The sequence below is a fragment of the Spirochaetae bacterium HGW-Spirochaetae-1 genome (assembly GCA_002839375.1).
In the GTDB taxonomy this organism is placed as follows: domain Bacteria; phylum Spirochaetota; class UBA4802; order UBA4802; family UBA5550; genus PGXY01.
Window position 1 is genome coordinate 344869 of record PGXY01000010.1, and the last position, 15683, is coordinate 360551.

A 15683-nucleotide genomic window follows, 5' to 3' on the forward strand; every position below is an offset into this window, starting at 1 on the left:
GGATTTAGAGGGCATACCAACAGAAAAGTTTAACATAAAATCTCCTTGCTACAGCTATTGAAAAAAAGGGGGTAATCCGAAAGATTACCCCCTTTTTTAATTAAGCGGTAATCACTTGTTTTTTTGCATAATAATTATTTCAGTCTTATTCTGCAAGGCAATGTTGAGACTAATGCTCAAAGTCCTGGTGTTCCTGTCATATACATGCTGCATGTTGTCCACTGTCGAGGAGACCTCTCCCGGTTCAGTGATCATGTATAACTCGAGTGTAACGTTTCGGTGTGCCGGCTGATTGTCAAAGGAACCTTCAACGGGGGGAATGAGAATGCCTATTTCATCTTCTTTCTGCCGGAATACAATATGCTGCAAGGCATACCGTCCTTTTTCGTATTCCCTGGTGCGGCCGTCATCCTCGTAGAGAAAGGAGGCGCCGTTGAATGGAGGATACATGCGTATCTCTATATCGGAAAAGCGGTGATCATCGGCGATGAAGGGCATGACGGGACCCATGATGACCGGTTTTCCTCCCAGGACAAAGAGAGGGGCTCTGTCCCCGGGAGGTGATATTATCTCCCGGGAAGGGCCGCTGTGGCAGGTCCCGTCCCAGATGTCATACCACTGTCCCTTGGGGAAATATATCTCACGCGTGTTTGATGTATCCGATACGAGGGGACAGAGCATGAGGGAGTCTCCTATCATGACCTGGTCTGCGATGGACAGGGTTTCGCGGTCTTCCTGGAATTCCAGGCACAGGGGGCGGAGGATGGGGATGCCCGTGATGGAGGCCTCGTGGGCCAGGCGGTAGTAGTAGGGAAGGAGACGGTAGCGCAGGTCCGCATGGCGCCGGAAATTTTCCTCGCACGATTCGTCGATGCCCCAGGGATTTCTATCCTCATCAAAAGGAGATGAGAAATACCGGGCCAGGGGACTGAATATGGCCCACTGGGTGTAGCGCTTATGGAGAAGGGCCGATGGTTTCCGGTAGAGGCCCAGCACATCGGCGCCCCAGTAGGCATAGCCCAGGAGGCTCATGTTGAGGCCGCAGCGCATGGTGGCGGCAATATGTTTGAATTCCGGTGTCTGGTCTCCCAGAAAGATGCCGGGAAAGCGCTGGGTTCCGGCCCAGTTAGTGCGGGAGAAGACCAGTGCTCTGTCCCCGCGGTGATATTCCTGTGATTTTTCAAACACGGCCCTGGTATAATAAAAGCTGTATATGTTATGAAACTCACTTTTTACAAGACCTGTGGATGAAACAGCCGTTTCCGGCAGGTATTCGCCGCCGTCATTTTTAAAAAAATACACACCGTCGTCCAGGAGGGGCTTCTGGAGGTCGAACCACCAGTTCACCGCATCGGGATCGGTAAAATCGGGAGCCCCGCCCCGTCCCAGCCACCACGTAACATTTTTATGGGCGAAATATTCTTTTTTATCAGCTTCTATATAGAGTTCATGGGCGTTGTCGCTGGAAAGAAAGGGAACCCCCCGGGGAGCATTTTTCACATAGAGGCGCACCAGCAGCTTGTACAGGCTCAGGGCCTTTTTATTGATGTAGGGCGTATATATGAGACCGGCTCTGACCCCATGGGTTTTCATCCTTGCAAGCATGGCCTTATGGTCAGGGAAAAGCTTTTTCCTCCAGGTAAAGGTGTGAAATCCCTGCTCCCAGTGGTAGTCAAAAATGACGGCGTCGAGGGGGATATTTTTTACCCGGTGCTGTTCTATCCGCGCCAGGGTCTGTTCCTGGTTTTCCACGGGATATGCCGTGTTCCAGAGCCCGAAGGCCCAGAGAGGAACCAGGGGCGGCCTTCCCGTGAGGGAGGTGTAACGCTCAAGGATCATTCTGAAGGAGGGACCATAGATGAAGACATAGTCCAGTGACCCGCCGGAGAACCTGATGGTGAGCCTGCCCCGGGGCTTGTTGATCCGGGTCATACCCCGGTGAGCATTTAATATCAGTATCATGTATCCCCTGTCGCTGAGAAAACAGGGAAATGCTGAATAGGTCCGTTTATGCTGGGTAAAGGCCGGTGCTTCGTGGTTGTACAGGGAAAGGGAACCGTCCGTTCGCCGGAATGCATTGAACCATTCACCGAAGCCGTAAAATCCCTCGCCGGGTTTTGCTGTTATGTCAAAGAGAAGAGGGTCCTTTTCATGGATGTGCTGCTGTATGATTGTAGTCCCGTCGTGATTAATAGCCAGGATATTACCTGCAGTCTCCAGGGATAGCGAAAGCCGGTTATGGGAAGTTGAAGATATGGAGCCGTTTTCATCAATTGAAGCGGGGGTGCCGGGCTGCATGTCATGGGGGAGCAATACATCCCTGGCAAAAGGGGCTTCCCTGAAATCGCCCTTTGCATCGGTACAGAGGCGAACCGTGCCTTCATTGATAAAATATGCCCTGGCGAAGGGGCGGTTTATTGCCCCGAGAAATATGCAGGATTCCATGCCGGTCATAAGGATTCCTCTCTCAAGCCTGATTGCAGCCATATCAGGGAAAATGCCTGATTGTCCGTCTGTTTTGAAATAATATCAGACCGGGCAGTAAAAACAACGAAAAAAAAGGGTTTGCTCATAAAGTAACCGGAACAGGTAAAAATTACTTTACGATTTTATCTATGCTGCTGTATATTTATGTCCGATAACCATAATAGATATGTTATTCGTAAAATACACGCCGGGAATACCGATATGAAGATAAAACTCTGGGGGGTCAGGGGATCCATACCAACGCCGCTGAACGGTGAGCTCATTGAAAACAAGGTACGCAGGGCGCTTAAGCTGGCCACTCCCGGGGACGTTACGTCCGATGAGGCCATTAATACATTCATCCAGACACTCCCTTTTTCCGTAAAGGGAACCTATGGCGGCAATACAACGGCAGTACAGGTTACCACCGACGATGGTGACATCATCATGATTGATTGCGGTTCCGGTATTATAAACCTGGGTAAGGAGATGCTGAAGGGACCCTTTTCAAAGGGAAAGGGTGTTGCCAGCGTGTTCCTCACCCACACGCACTGGGACCATATACAGGGTATTCCTTTTTTTGCTCCCTTTTATTTCGAAGGCAACCGGTTTAATTTCTATTCGCCCTTCGAGGACCTGAAAAAGCGGCTGGAATATCAGCATTCGCCTGATCATTTTCCCATTTCGCTGGAATATATGCCTGCTACAAAGGAATTTTTTCGGGTCGCCGAGGATGAGGAGTTTTACCTTAACGATATACGCGTCTTCACCAAGCGGATGCCCCATCCGGGAGGTTCCTACGGATACCGGATAGAGCATAATGGCAGCGTATTCGTTTATACCAGCGACTGTGAATTTAATATAGATGAGATCGACACCATCAACCAGTATAAGGAACTGTTCCACGATGCGGATCTGGCTCTTTTTGATACACAGTACACCTTCGAGGAATCGATAAACAAGCTTGACTGGGGCCATTCCTCGGCCTCCATCGCCATTGATATTGCCGGGGGCTTTAATATCAAGCACCTGGTCCTCTTTCATCATGATCCCAATTACAGCGACGAAAAGCTCGATAATGTCCTGGCCAACGCGCGCATCTATCAAAAAATGAACGCGAAAAAGACCGGCAAGCTAAAGGTCGATATCGCCTACGAGGGCCTGGAGATAGATATATAATCACATAATTTTCGTAACAATATTCCCGCCATGAATTCGAATACTAATAACTTAATTTGTCTTGACAGCCCTGCGGCATATGTATATGCCCAATCATCAATCAGGAGGTGCTGCCATGAAGAAAAATGACGGCAGAAAGGAAATTCTTAAAATGATTCATTCCGGTCTTCGGCTCAACACACCGGCGCCGAAGCGGGAAACGCCGAAAAAGGCGTACACGCGAAAGAGCAAACACAAGAGGAGGTTCGATACCTCCTCTTATTTTTTTCCCCGCATGGATCTTCGCCTCGTCCTTTTATGTAATCTCTGACTGTACAACAGGAAGTAAAATTAGAAATTCCGTTCCACCATCAGGAAGGTTGCAGGCGCTTATCTGACCGCTGTGCCTGTCGTTGATGATGTATCGTGACACATAGAGGCCGAGTCCCGTTCCGGCCCCGGGGATTTTTGTGGTGAAAAAAGGATCGAAGATGCTGTTGATATATTCCGCAGGGATACCCGGCCCATTGTCGCGGATGGATATGGAAATCATGACATCGTCCATGGCGGTTCGAATAATAAGCTGCGGTCGGTAGTCCTCTTCCTTGCAGGTGCTCATGGCCTGCGAAGCGTTTTTGATGATGTTGAGTAGAACCTGTTGTATTTCATTTAAGACGCAATTGACCCGGGGAAGTGAGGCATCGAATTTACGGCTGATTTGAATTTTACGGAAATCATATCCCTTTTTCAGATTGTAATCCTTTGACGCGAGATTAAGTGTTTCATCGATGATGGAGTGAATATCATATTCTTTCTTTTCGATGGAGCCCTTCCTGGAAAAATTCAGCATATTGACGACGATAGCCGCAGCTCTGTGTCCCGCCTCTTCGATGCCGTCCATATACTGGTTGATACGCCGTGATTTAAAGTATTCATGTGCCGATTTAAGATCGAGACCCAGTTCAGCTGCCGTTTCATTGTTTTCCTTTCGTGACGGATCAAGGCGTCGTCGTATTGACTGGACGCCCTGAACAATGATGGAAAGGGGATTGTTGATTTCATGGGCCATGCCTGCCGAAAGACCACCGATGGTCATCATTTTTTCCGTTTGCAGGATGAGGTCTCTTGTCCTCATTTGTTCTGTTATATCAATGAGAATGAAGAGACGAAGGGGAAGAGCCTTGGTAATATAGATTTCGGTTTCACGTGTGTTTCCATACCCTGTCGATAGTCTGAAGTGCCCAAGGTATATCATTTCACCGTCATGCAGATTCGCGGAATGGAGGAGTATCTCTTCCATGGCTTTACGGCGGACCTCTCCATCGGGGAGAAGTTTTGTTATAAGTTTATCTGAATCTGTCACGTCATCGATATCGTTGAAATAGGTCCGGCGGAAGGCACCGTTTATATAGCTGATAGTCCCTTCGTTTTCAACGATCAGGGGCAGTGGAAGATTCTCGACAATTATCCGGATCTGTTTCTCGTTCTGTTCCAGCAGGATCTGCGAGGCAATAAGCTCCTCGTTCTGCGCCTCGAATTCCTCGTTGGCCGCTTCCAGTTCTTCCAGGGTGGCGTGCATTTCCTCGTTTGTCGCCACCAGTTCCAGGTTTTTTTCTTTCAGACTCAGCTCGGATGTTTCAAGGCTTTTCCTCATTATATTCAGCTTGTCCATGAGACCCAGTGAAACAAGGACCATGAGCAGGGTCCCGGAGACATGTACGGTGTTGCTGGTAAAAAGATTAAAGGGAATAACGCCCCATGCGAGAAGGTTGGACAGCATTTGCCCAATCAGCTGTGCCGTGAATCCGGCAAGGATGAAGTAGGCCTGCCGGTTTTTTCTGAAGGCGCCGGCCAGGGCAAGAATTATGAGCAGGGGAGATGCGATGAGACCCAGAATGAGTACTATTTTTATTGAAACCTGGTAGGGAGCGAGAATTGATACGGGAAGCATGACTGCTCCCGGAATGATCACCAGAGCTGTTATCAGTTTATGAAAGACGGGGAACGATTCTTTCGTTCTGAGATGTGCCGTGAAGTAGAGACCGATAAAGGTCAGGGCTCCTGAAATGGAAAAGGGAACGGCGTGTTCCTGGAACCATATGGAATTGGGCCACAGATGCTGGTAGCCATAACCGAGATGGGCCAATTCATATATCAGCCAGAAGATCAAAAAAGAGGCTAACAGACCATATACCCGGTCCCTTTCAGACAGGAATAAAAAGAGATTATGCAGGACCAGCATGATAAGGATTCCATACAGTCCCCAGAGAATCATCTGTTCTCCGTTGCTCTGGCGGATATAGGCGGGGAACGTCATAATTTCCAGGGGTATTTTCATGGCGCTGGTGGACTCGATGCGCAGAACGCAGGTGACAGGTTGTTTCTCCTGCTCAAGATGAAAAACAAAGTCATTGCTTTCGATAGGCCTGCTGCCATATGGTTCAGCATCACCGGTATGGACATGTCCCGTGATTCGTCCCGCTTTGATGAGATAAAGGTCTATACTGTTAAGAAGGGGGTTTTGGAGACGAAGCAAAAGGGGCGACAGGGTTTTTCGCGAATCCAGGAATGTAAATCGTATCCATATAGGGTATTTCAGAAAACTCAGGGATACGACGTCTCTGTCCTGGGATATCCAGTTTGCTGATTTCACCACGTCTTCAATAGTCATGCTGCCCGATGTATCGGAAAGCATTTCCGACCAGGAGCCGGTGTAAGTGTCGGTGAAACCGTCTTCCAGGTTCAGTACTGATTTTTCAACGGGCGCGGCGGTCACAGCTACGGCGGTTATAATAAGTATCGTGATCAGTCTTATGAATAACACTAGAAGTATCCCATTTCCATCAAGATTGATTCGAGGTGTCAATTCCCCGGTTTTCGACTTTTAGTATATGGCAGATGAACTGGCATTGCAATATATTTTTCCTATGACGGGGGAATATTCGGCCTATCTTCGGATGCTGCCGCAGGAGGGCTGTACAGGAGAGTCATGCATTTATATGAGGGAGTTGGTCATTGAATCGTTTCCGCGTATAGGCGGAAACGTGGTGGGCGCAGGTGCCGGTAAAAATTTATAAATACGGCCGGTTCAGGCCCGGGAAAAGACTTATTACCGGGCTGCTCTCTTGCGGTCGATTTTACCGAGGATTTTTTTCCTCATGCGTATGTTCTTGGGCGTGATCTCCAGGAGCTCGTCGTCGTCGATAAACTCCAGGGCCTGTTCCAGGCTGAATGTCCGGGGAGGGATCAGTTTTATGGCGTCATCTGTTCCCGAGGCCCTGATATTGGTAAGCTTTTTCGTTTTACAGGCATTCACATCCATGTCGCTTTCCCTGCTGTTGGAACCCACGATCATGCCTACATACACTTCCGTGCCGGGATAAATAAAGAGCTCGCCGCGTTCCTGGAGGTTGTCCAGGGCGTAAGCCACGGCCGTGCCGTTTTCCATCTGGACCAGGGCTCCCCTGGTCCGTGTGGGAATATCGCCCTTGTATACATCATAATCAATAAAACTATGATGTATTATACCCGTACCACGTGTCTCTGTGAGAAATTCATTCCTGAACCCGATGAGTCCGCGTGACGGGACTTTGAATTCAAGGCGCGAATAACCATCGCTACCCTGAACCATGTTGGTCATTTCGCCTTTGCGAATGCCGAGCATTTCGATAACCACTCCGACAAACTCATCGGCCACATCGATGACTGCAAGCTCCATGGGCTCATAGGTTACGCCATTCAATTCCCGGTATATTACCTCGGGGCGTGAAACCTGAAATTCGAACCCTTCGCGGCGCATGTTTTCAATGAGAATGGCTAGTTGCAGCTCGCCCCGCCCTTTGACGGTAAAGGTTTCGGCATTACCGTTCTTTTCTATGATCATGCTCACATTGCTCTGACGTTCTTTTTCAAGACGTGTCCATACAGCCGTGGAAGTAACATATTTTCCTTCCCGCCCCAGGAAGGGGGAGTTATTGGGCAGAAAAGTTACGGAGATGGTTGGTTCGTCGATCTCGATGGATGATAACTGTTCCGGGTTTAACCGGTCGGCAACGGTGTCGCCGATGTCAATGCTCTCCATGCCTGCCAGGGAAACAATGTCGCCGGCTTCGGCTTCCTGTATCTCTACCTTTTTAAGGCCTGAGTAGGCAAATATCTTCACTATACGGGAGGGGACACGTTTCCCATCGCGTTTAATGAGCATGATATCATCACCGCGGCAGACCTTACCGTTGTGGATTCTGCCGGTGCCCAGGCGGCCCAGGTAGTTGTCGTAGGCGATTGCCGACGTGAGGAATTGAAAGGGAAGTGTAGCGTCTCCTTCAGGTTGTGGAACATGATTTACAATTGTTTCAAAGAGGGGAATTACATCGTTATTGGTGTCCTTCAGTTCATATCGGGCATAGGCATGTTTTGCCGATGCGTATATGACGGGAAAATCGAGCTGTTTGTTCGTTGCATTGAGCTGCACGAAGAGGTCGAAAATCATGTCAAGGACCTGTACCGGTCTGCTGTTGGGGCGGTCAACCTTGTTTATTACCACGATGGGGCAGTGTCCCATTTCCAGGGACTTTTTGAGAACATATTTCGTCTGCGGCATAGTGCCTTCAAAGGCGTCCACCAGGAGCAGTACGGAATCTACCATTTTCATGATTCGCTGGACCTCGCCGCCGAAATCGGAGTGCCCCGGCGTATCAACAAGGTTTATCTTGCAGTCCTTGTACATGAGGGAGGCATTTTTTGAGAAAATAGTGATCCCTCTCTCTTTTTCCAGGTCATTGGAGTCCATGATCCGTTCTTCCATGTGCTGGTTTTCCCGGAATGTACCGGTTTGGCGGAGCATGGCATCGACGAGGGTGGTTTTCCCGTGATCAACATGGGCAATAATAGCGATGTTTCTGGTTTTTTGCATATATGTCCTCTTTGGATTGAACGGCAGTGGGCCGGATAGGTTCTTCTTCTAATGGTTACCTGATTTTCGGAAAACTGTAAGAAGAAGGACAAACTGCATTAACGGTTGATTTTTGGCGAGCATTTTTTTAATGATGGAGAATAAAATAGTGGAAGTTAAACGGTATGTTTATTAACAGTGCTTTTTTTACTGTATATTCAAGAGGATCAGGGAAAAGCAGGTGAATGATATAAACACAGATAAAACCTCCGATATGGTTGAAATAAAAAAAATCTTTCAGATTACGGCCTTTCGTGCATCCCAGGAGGAGATTATCAACCGCATTCTGGACGGGAAGCACTGTCTGGTCATCATGCCCACGGGTATGGGCAAATCACTCTGCTACCAGGTTCCCGCACTGATGCTTGATGATCTTACCATTGTCCTGTCCCCGCTCATTGCCCTCATGAAAGACCAGGTTGATGCGCTGAAGGCCAGGGGAATCGACGCCGCTTTCATAAATTCATCACTGAGCGGCCGAGAGCGCCGAGAGCGTTACCGCCAGGTTGTCCGTGGCCGGTATAAAATTCTTTATGTTTCTCCCGAGCGCTTCAGAAAAAGTGATTTTCTCGATTCGATAAAAGAACGAAAGATTTCACTGCTTGCCCTGGATGAGGCTCATTGCGTCAGCCAGTGGGGAAATGATTTCCGGCCCGACTATTCCAGGATTGCCGAATACCGGCAGATACTGGGTAATCCCGTCACTGCGGCATTTACGGCAACGGCAACGAAAAGAGTGCAGGAGGATATTATCACGCAGACGGGCATTTCCCCCTCCCTGGTCATGACGTTCAATGAAGGCGTGTGCCGGCCCAACCTGAATCTCCAGGTGCTCAGCGTCATTGATAATAATGAAAAGTATGATATTATTTATGAACGGATCAGGGAAAACCGCGGTCCGGGGATTATTTATTTCAATCTCATTAAAAGCATAGAAGCTTTCGGCGAATGGCTTGATATGAAGAAGATTCCGTACCTGGTCTATCACGGCAGACTCTCCGCCGAAAAGAGGAAGGCGGTTCAGCAGCGGTTCCTCGCTTCTGACAAGGAGATCATGCTGGCAACGAACGCCTTTGGTATGGGCATAGACAAGCCCGACATCCGCATGATCATTCATGCCGAAATCCCCGATTCCGTCGAATCATATTACCAGGAAATCGGCCGAGCCGGCAGGGACGGCGACGCTTCGCAATGCCTGCTCATCTACGATGAGAATGACCTGGCAGTGCAGATGGACTTCCTGCACTGGCGTAATCCCGACGCCTCATTTATAAAAAAAACCTATGATCTCATCAAAGCCCTGGGGCAACAGATAAACAGCTATACCTACGATGAGCTGCAGGAGAAGCTGGTGTATAAGCATGCCGGGGACCACCGGCTTCAGACTGTTCTGAATATTTTAGACCGGCATGGCATTACAACGGGAAGTATGGAGCATCATAATCTTAAGGTTGAAGACACTCTCCACGAGGAATTACTTTCAGAGGATTTCCTGGAAGCGAAGCTGAAGGCTGACCGGATGCGTCTCTACGACATTCTGCAGTATGTAAAAGAAGAAGGGTGCCGCCGCGAATATATATATGGATATTTCCATATGCCGCTGGATAATTGCGGGAACTGCGATTTGTGCCTCGGGAACTGAAGGATCAGAGGACGTCGACAACGACACAGCTGATGTCATCGTCAAAGGAATCGCAGCGGGAGAAAACCCGCAGCTCATCGATAAGCGATGAGACCGTATCGGACGGGGTCCGAAGGGCAGTGGCCCCGATAAAGGATTCAAGGCGGCCGCTGCCGAATAACTCGCCTGCGGGATTCATGCATTCGACTATACCGTCGGTGTAAAGAACGAGACGGTCGCCGGTGAGAAGCTGGAAAGATTCAACGCTGAAATTAATGTCAGTCCGCCAGCCCATGGACGTTCCTTTTACGTAAAGCTCTATGCAGCCATTGATGCTTTTTCTGAAGAGCAGGGCCGGATGGTGCCCGGCATTGCTGAACCGGCATTGTCTGGTCTGTTTATCGATGGTGATGACAAAGGCAGTGATGAAATGAGAAGGCATGGCGTATTGAAAGACCGTTTTATTGATGGCTCCCAGCAGTTCATTTTCGCTGCACCCGGGGTTTTCCGCGTTATCAAAGGCGTTTTTAACAATGAGCGCAAGGAAAGCGCTTGAAAGTCCGTGCCCGGCAACGTCAGCGATGAGAAAACGGATAGTATCCTCGTTCTCGCAATAGGTGTAAAAATCGCCTCCTATCCTGTCCATGGGAATACAGAGTGAATCAATGCTGAGTCCGTGTATATCGGGAAAGCTGGAGGGAAGCAGGCGCGTCTGGATATTCCTGGCGATTTCCAGCTCCGATTCAATGGCTTCATTTCGTTCCTGGAGAAGACGGGTCCTCTCGGCGACCTTCAGTTCAAGTCTTTCAATGAGCTGGGCCTTCATGTGGCGCATAATGGAGAGCTGATCGCTGAGAAAGTAGGATATGAGTATCACCAGGCCGGGGAGGGCCGTCTTGAAATAATCGAAGTCAGGCACCAGTGTGTAGGCCCGAAGGACTTCCAGAAGGGCGCCGGGCAGCAATATCCCCATACCGGCCAGTACCGGGATATAATCCCATCTTTTCTCCAGCACGGTCCGTACCGTATTTTCAATTATGATGAAAATGATATAGAGAAGGGATGACTGCCACAATATGCGGGGAATCGTGAAACCATTGATCTCGCGGATAAAAAGGAATGACAGGGCTGATGCGGCAAGGACGGCGATAATCCCTTTGTCAGGTAAAGTAAGATTCTGCTGAAAGAGTTTTCTCAGAAGGACAATGAATGAAACGGTTGCGCCTATGCCTGCAATGTACTGAAGAATATGGAAAAAAAGAAAGGTGTCGGTATAAATATATTTTATCTGGCCAACGCAGACAAGATACACGGCAATGCACAGGGAGAAAAGGGCGAAAGCGCGCTGCTGATAGTAGAGCGGGCTGGTTGTCTGGGAAAAGAGCAGGAAAACAAGGGCGATGAGCAGGTAAAATGCGATAAATATGGTTTCAAGGATGTATTCCGATTCAATACGTTTAAGAATACTCCGGGTATCGCCAGCCAGGAAGTATCCCCAGATCATGCCGGCGGAATCTTTAAGATATCCACGGGTGCGTACGGCAAGGATATTGTCTCCCGCAGTGTTAATGAGGTTCGTGGGGATGTGGTATATGCGCATCCGGTCAAAGGCATGGCTGGTCTCATCATTTATATTTCCGGTTTTTCCGATAAGGGTCCCATTGAAATATACTTCATCGGTGTCGCATATTTTCCCAAGAATTATGGAATACATGGGAAGATTATTTTTAGACGGGAAACGTAGGATGGTGCGGTACCAGGCTATACCGGAATGACGGGGAAAGAGTTCCATGAGGTTCCCAGGGACGGCAATTGTATCCCAGTGTGAATCGTCACTATCAGGGTCGGCATAACGGGGAGAATCGGCGGCTGTGACTCTCCAGAAACCTTCCAGAGAGACTGTTCCTTTTTCCGCAAGGACGAACCGGGAATCATTTTGCATGGCTGATTTTCCCATGCCCGTGACGAGGATGCCTGCCCAAAAGACTGCAGCTATGAAAAATATGAACAGTGCTATTTTGTTTTTCATTCAGACCGGGTGATAGACATTATTATCATAGACAAAGTGTGGGAAAGTGTCCGGTTAAGTCAAGGAAAATCACGTTGACTGCTGCGCCATTACGGAGGAGCAGTGTTTGTGGCAACATTTAAATCGCAGGGCTATTTTTGTATGGGTTCTTTAAATACATTGACACGATACTGATGAATATTCTATTATAAACACTATTATACTCAAAATTGTAACAGCGCGTTTTATTTAAAAGGGGGAATGATGCATAAAATAGCTTCAATAATGATATTTGCCGTAATCTTTGCTGCGGGATGCGGCACTATTAATCAGAATATCCAGGCCAGGAAGAATCTCTCAAAGTGCAAGTATGACCTGGAAAAAATTGAACTGAAGAAGGTCAACCTCAAGGGCCTTGATATAAAGAGTATCGATTTTACCGGTTACCTGAAAATAACGAACACAACTACCGGCGAAGTGGCCCTGGATCATATCGACGGGGATATTTATCTTGATAAATATAAAGCTTCTACATTGGCGCATAACAGGATGCTGCGTATAAAGGCCGGTGCATCGGTCGTGGAGGAGCTTCTTTTGCAGGTCCCCTTCGAATCGGCACTGAAGGCATTGGGGCATAGACCTGCAGATATAACCGTTGTTGCCAGGCTGCATATGAATCTGCTCATCGGTACTTTCACCCTGCCGACTCCCATCGTCATCGAAGTCAGGAAAAAGTTTCCCATTCCCTACGACAAAATCGAGGATGCCATAGTGAAGCAGACTAAGAACATCGATGGAAATACGGTAAAGAAAAAATTGAAGAAGATATTCTAACCCATGAATGAATTTTTTTACAACCTGACGCCCGATATTGTTTTAAGCGCCATAGAGAGAAGCGGGTTTGAACCTACGGGTCACTGTATGACTCTGAACAGCTATGAGAACCGTGTTTATGACCTTCGCCTGGAAGACGGGGCACACATCGTGACGAAGTTCTACCGTCCCGGCAGGTGGAGCAGGGATCAGATACAGGAGGAACATGATTTCCTTTTTCAGCTGCGTGATGACGAGATTCCCGTGTGCGCACCCCTGCGGTTCTCCGACGGGACGACAATACACCAGGCCGATGATATTTATTATGCTGTCTGGCCCCGCACCGGAGGCAGGGTCCCCGATGAACTCCAGGACCGAGAGCTGGAAACATTGGGACGGTATCTTGCCAGGATACACAACAACGGCGCGGCAAAACCGGCACTCCACAGGATACACCTGACCGGGGAAACCTATGGCCTGCAGCCCCTGGCATTTCTTGAAGAGAAGGGATTTTTGCCGGAGCACTGTCGGGAGCGATACGGGAATGCCGTGCGGGAAATTGTGGACATATTTGAAAAACTCAGCGCCGGGGTTCCCGTGCAGAGAATACATGGTGATTGCCACCTGGGAAATCTGCTCAAGGGATCTGAGGGATATTTCTTTCTGGATTTCGATGATTTTCTTACGGGACCCGTTGTGCAGGATGTATGGATGATAGTCCCGGCCCGGGACCGGGAAGGTCTTCGTCAGCGTGAACTGTTTCTTGAGGCATACCGCCAGTTTCGGGATTTCGACGATTCCTGGCTCCGCCTCATCGAGCCCCTGCGTTCACTCCGGTATATCCGTTATGCCGCATGGCTGGCACAGCGCTGGGAAGATCCGGCATTTCCCGCGGCTTTTCCCCATTTTGGCACCGTGGAATACTGGGAGGATGAAACCCGCGACCTGGAAGACCAGCTTGATTATTTTTACGGCAGCGGCGTTGATCTCCCTCCGGGAATAAGAAAGGCCGAGAAGGAGGAGGATGCGGAGAAAGACCTGACAAATAAGGATTTTTTCTGGGACTGGGAGGACAAATAAATGAACGAAATGGTTTCGTTTACTTCTCTTTTTTTCTATCTTCTTTGTTAACTTCATTTTTTATTTCATTCCCGCCCTGGGGTTTTTCAGACTCCATTGTGCGGAGAATGCGGATTGATTCATTGATGTAGTACATGTCCTTTTTATCTTCCCTGTCGCGGTTCTTCATCAGGTACGTTCGGGCCTTTTCATTATCCTTTCTGATCAGGTATATCCTGCCCATGTAGTAATTGACAGCAGCCTCATGTTCCGATTCAGGTGTTATCCTGTTAAAGCACGACAGGGATTTTTCAATCTTCCCGGAATAAAGATAATTTCGTCCGTAATTGAAATTCAGATCATCGTCGCTCATTATCCCCGGATCGTCTTTTTTTCTATCCTCGATTTTTTCCAGGTAGTAAATTGTTTTCTCCGTAAAGCGGAGCCGGTCAAAGATTGATGCGTTAACCACGAGGGCGAAGCTGTTGGACCCCTGTTTCAGCAGTATGTTTGCCGTCATGATGGAATAGGTGTCGTACTCATTTTTTCTGAATGAATCGAGCAGATATTCAAAAAAATCATTCTTCTCTTTTGCTTCAAATTTTTCCAGCTCCAGAAATTTGCCCGCTGTGAATATCCAGAAGTCTTTATCGTGGTCCTGGATTCCCTTTTTCCTGTTTTCGATGAAACGGGTGAATAGGGATGCATATTCGCCGCCTGACATATATCCCAGTATGCCCGTTGTATAATCGTTGAAGATATCGTCAGTTACTGTTTGAGTGATTATTCCGTAATACTCATAGGCCTCTTTAAATTCCTCCAGGTAAATGCAGGATCGGGCCAGGTTGGCCAGGTTGATGGCGTCCTTGCCGTCAATTTTGTAAGCTGCCTTGAACTGCCTGTATGCTCCGGAAATATCCCCCTGCTGAAAATAGACTGCTCCCAGGTCACAAACTGCCGGGGCATACGAGGGGTACCGGTCAATGCATATTTTGAATAGCCTGACCGCTTCATCATAACTGTTGTCCTTGTACAGTTTCCCCGCAAGGTCATTGAGTATATACGGTGTGTTATTATCCTCTTTAAAGTTGACAAGGTATAAATCAATTACGGAAAAATACTTTTCGAAGTTCCTCATCACGGCATAGGAATTGAGCAGGTTGAAATAAGCATTACTGTAGGTTTTATCAATTTCAATAATCTTAAAATAAATAGTTTCCGCCTTTTTGAAAATCTCTTTCTCATAGTATGGAACGGGAGTGAAAATTTTGTTGAAATTCTCCTGATTGAATTCTCCCATTCCACTTTCTCCATCTCTGATACCGGCGGCGGTTGAGTCGAATTGAATACCTTCTTTATAAGCCATGTTGCGGTACACACAGCCCAGGGCGCACAGGGCTTGCAGGTCAAGGGGATTCTTGTCAACGGCCTGCTGCGCCATTTTTTCAGCCGCCTGAAAATCTCTTTTTCTTATCAGCTCATCCACGTCATCGTGAATTCCCGCCAGCAGGGGGAAATGGATGAGTGTGAACATGAGAATAATGACGGCTTTTTTCATGGTTTCTCTCAGGTCTATTCCGTGATTAAGGACATATACTTTCTTTGTA

At 48.2% G+C, this 15683-nt stretch carries 11 protein-coding genes; 6 read left to right on the forward strand and 5 right to left on the reverse strand.

What is annotated here, in order from left to right:
• Positions 1 to 111 precede the first annotated feature (111 nt).
• The gene (locus CVV44_20575) at positions 112 to 2487 is read right to left on the reverse strand and encodes a hypothetical protein (protein PKL35914.1); all 2376 of its coding nucleotides are present in this window, start codon (positions 2485 to 2487) and stop codon (positions 112 to 114) included.
• A 144-nt stretch (positions 2488 to 2631) separates the two neighbouring features.
• On the opposite strand from CVV44_20575, the gene CVV44_20580 reads away from it, so the two are divergent.
• Both CVV44_20580 and CVV44_20585 read left to right on the forward strand, forming a co-directional pair.
• Positions 2632 to 3645, forward strand: a complete 1014-nt coding sequence (locus CVV44_20580; protein PKL35915.1) for an MBL fold metallo-hydrolase — start codon at positions 2632 to 2634, stop codon at positions 3643 to 3645.
• A gap of 115 nt (positions 3646 to 3760) precedes the next feature.
• Positions 3761 to 3955, forward strand: coding sequence for a hypothetical protein (locus tag CVV44_20585; GenBank protein PKL35916.1), 195 nt, complete (start codon positions 3761 to 3763; stop codon positions 3953 to 3955).
• Here the strand turns inward: CVV44_20585 and CVV44_20590 are convergent.
• Positions 3941 to 6448, reverse strand: coding sequence for a hypothetical protein (locus CVV44_20590; GenBank protein PKL35917.1), 2508 nt, complete (start codon positions 6446 to 6448; stop codon positions 3941 to 3943). The two genes, CVV44_20585 and CVV44_20590, sit on opposite strands and share 15 nt — an antisense overlap.
• A gap of 67 nt (positions 6449 to 6515) precedes the next feature.
• On the opposite strand from CVV44_20590, the gene CVV44_20595 reads away from it, so the two are divergent.
• Complete coding sequence (locus tag CVV44_20595; protein ID PKL35918.1) at positions 6516 to 6701, forward strand: hypothetical protein; 186 nt, start codon at positions 6516 to 6518, stop codon at positions 6699 to 6701.
• Between the two features lie 32 nt (positions 6702 to 6733).
• Here CVV44_20595 and typA read toward each other — a convergent pair whose 3' ends face one another.
• Positions 6734 to 8536 (reverse strand): translational GTPase TypA, encoded by a 1803-nt coding sequence (typA, locus tag CVV44_20600; protein ID PKL35919.1) that lies wholly within the window; start codon positions 8534 to 8536, stop codon positions 6734 to 6736.
• A 253-nt stretch (positions 8537 to 8789) separates the two neighbouring features.
• On the opposite strand from typA, the gene CVV44_20605 reads away from it, so the two are divergent.
• Complete coding sequence (locus CVV44_20605; GenBank protein ID PKL35962.1) at positions 8790 to 10217, forward strand: ATP-dependent DNA helicase; 1428 nt, start codon at positions 8790 to 8792, stop codon at positions 10215 to 10217.
• A 4-nt stretch (positions 10218 to 10221) separates the two neighbouring features.
• Here the strand turns inward: CVV44_20605 and CVV44_20610 are convergent, their stop codons facing one another.
• Positions 10222 to 12225 (reverse strand): hypothetical protein, encoded by a 2004-nt coding sequence (locus CVV44_20610; protein PKL35920.1) that lies wholly within the window; start codon positions 12223 to 12225, stop codon positions 10222 to 10224.
• 243 nt (positions 12226 to 12468) lie between these two features.
• Here CVV44_20610 and CVV44_20615 point away from each other — a divergent pair, with 243 nt between their 5' ends.
• Both CVV44_20615 and CVV44_20620 read left to right on the forward strand, forming a co-directional pair.
• Positions 12469 to 13038, forward strand: coding sequence for a hypothetical protein (locus tag CVV44_20615; protein ID PKL35921.1), 570 nt, complete (start codon positions 12469 to 12471; stop codon positions 13036 to 13038).
• Positions 13039 to 13041: 3 nt separating this feature from the next.
• Entirely contained in the window at positions 13042 to 14097 is a 1056-nt protein-coding gene (locus tag CVV44_20620) for a serine/threonine protein kinase (GenBank protein PKL35922.1), read from the forward strand.
• A gap of 19 nt (positions 14098 to 14116) precedes the next feature.
• Here the strand turns inward: CVV44_20620 and CVV44_20625 are convergent, their stop codons facing one another.
• Positions 14117 to 15634 carry a hypothetical protein gene (locus CVV44_20625; protein ID PKL35923.1) on the reverse strand — a complete coding sequence of 506 codons (1518 nt, stop codon included), beginning with the start codon at positions 15632 to 15634 and terminating at the stop codon, positions 14117 to 14119.
• Between the last annotated feature and the right edge of the window lie 49 nt (positions 15635 to 15683).

What these genes read in the sequence shown, in the direction of transcription:
- CVV44_20575 (PKL35914.1), bottom strand. Translation starts at nt 2,487, where the DNA reads ATGGCTGCAATCAGGCTTGAGAGAGGAATCCTTATGACCGGCATGGAA.
- CVV44_20580 (PKL35915.1), top strand. Translation starts at nt 2,632, where the DNA reads ATGTCCGATAACCATAATAGATATGTTATTCGTAAAATACACGCCGGG.
- CVV44_20585 (PKL35916.1), top strand. Translation starts at nt 3,761, where the DNA reads ATGAAGAAAAATGACGGCAGAAAGGAAATTCTTAAAATGATTCATTCC.
- CVV44_20595 (PKL35918.1), top strand. Translation starts at nt 6,516, where the DNA reads ATGGCAGATGAACTGGCATTGCAATATATTTTTCCTATGACGGGGGAA.
- typA (PKL35919.1), bottom strand. Translation starts at nt 8,536, where the DNA reads ATGCAAAAAACCAGAAACATCGCTATTATTGCCCATGTTGATCACGGG.
- CVV44_20605 (PKL35962.1), top strand. Translation starts at nt 8,790, where the DNA reads ATGGTTGAAATAAAAAAAATCTTTCAGATTACGGCCTTTCGTGCATCC.
- CVV44_20610 (PKL35920.1), bottom strand. Translation starts at nt 12,225, where the DNA reads ATGAAAAACAAAATAGCACTGTTCATATTTTTCATAGCTGCAGTCTTT.
- CVV44_20615 (PKL35921.1), top strand. Translation starts at nt 12,469, where the DNA reads ATGCATAAAATAGCTTCAATAATGATATTTGCCGTAATCTTTGCTGCG.
- CVV44_20620 (PKL35922.1), top strand. Translation starts at nt 13,042, where the DNA reads ATGAATGAATTTTTTTACAACCTGACGCCCGATATTGTTTTAAGCGCC.
- CVV44_20625 (PKL35923.1), bottom strand. Translation starts at nt 15,634, where the DNA reads ATGAAAAAAGCCGTCATTATTCTCATGTTCACACTCATCCATTTCCCC.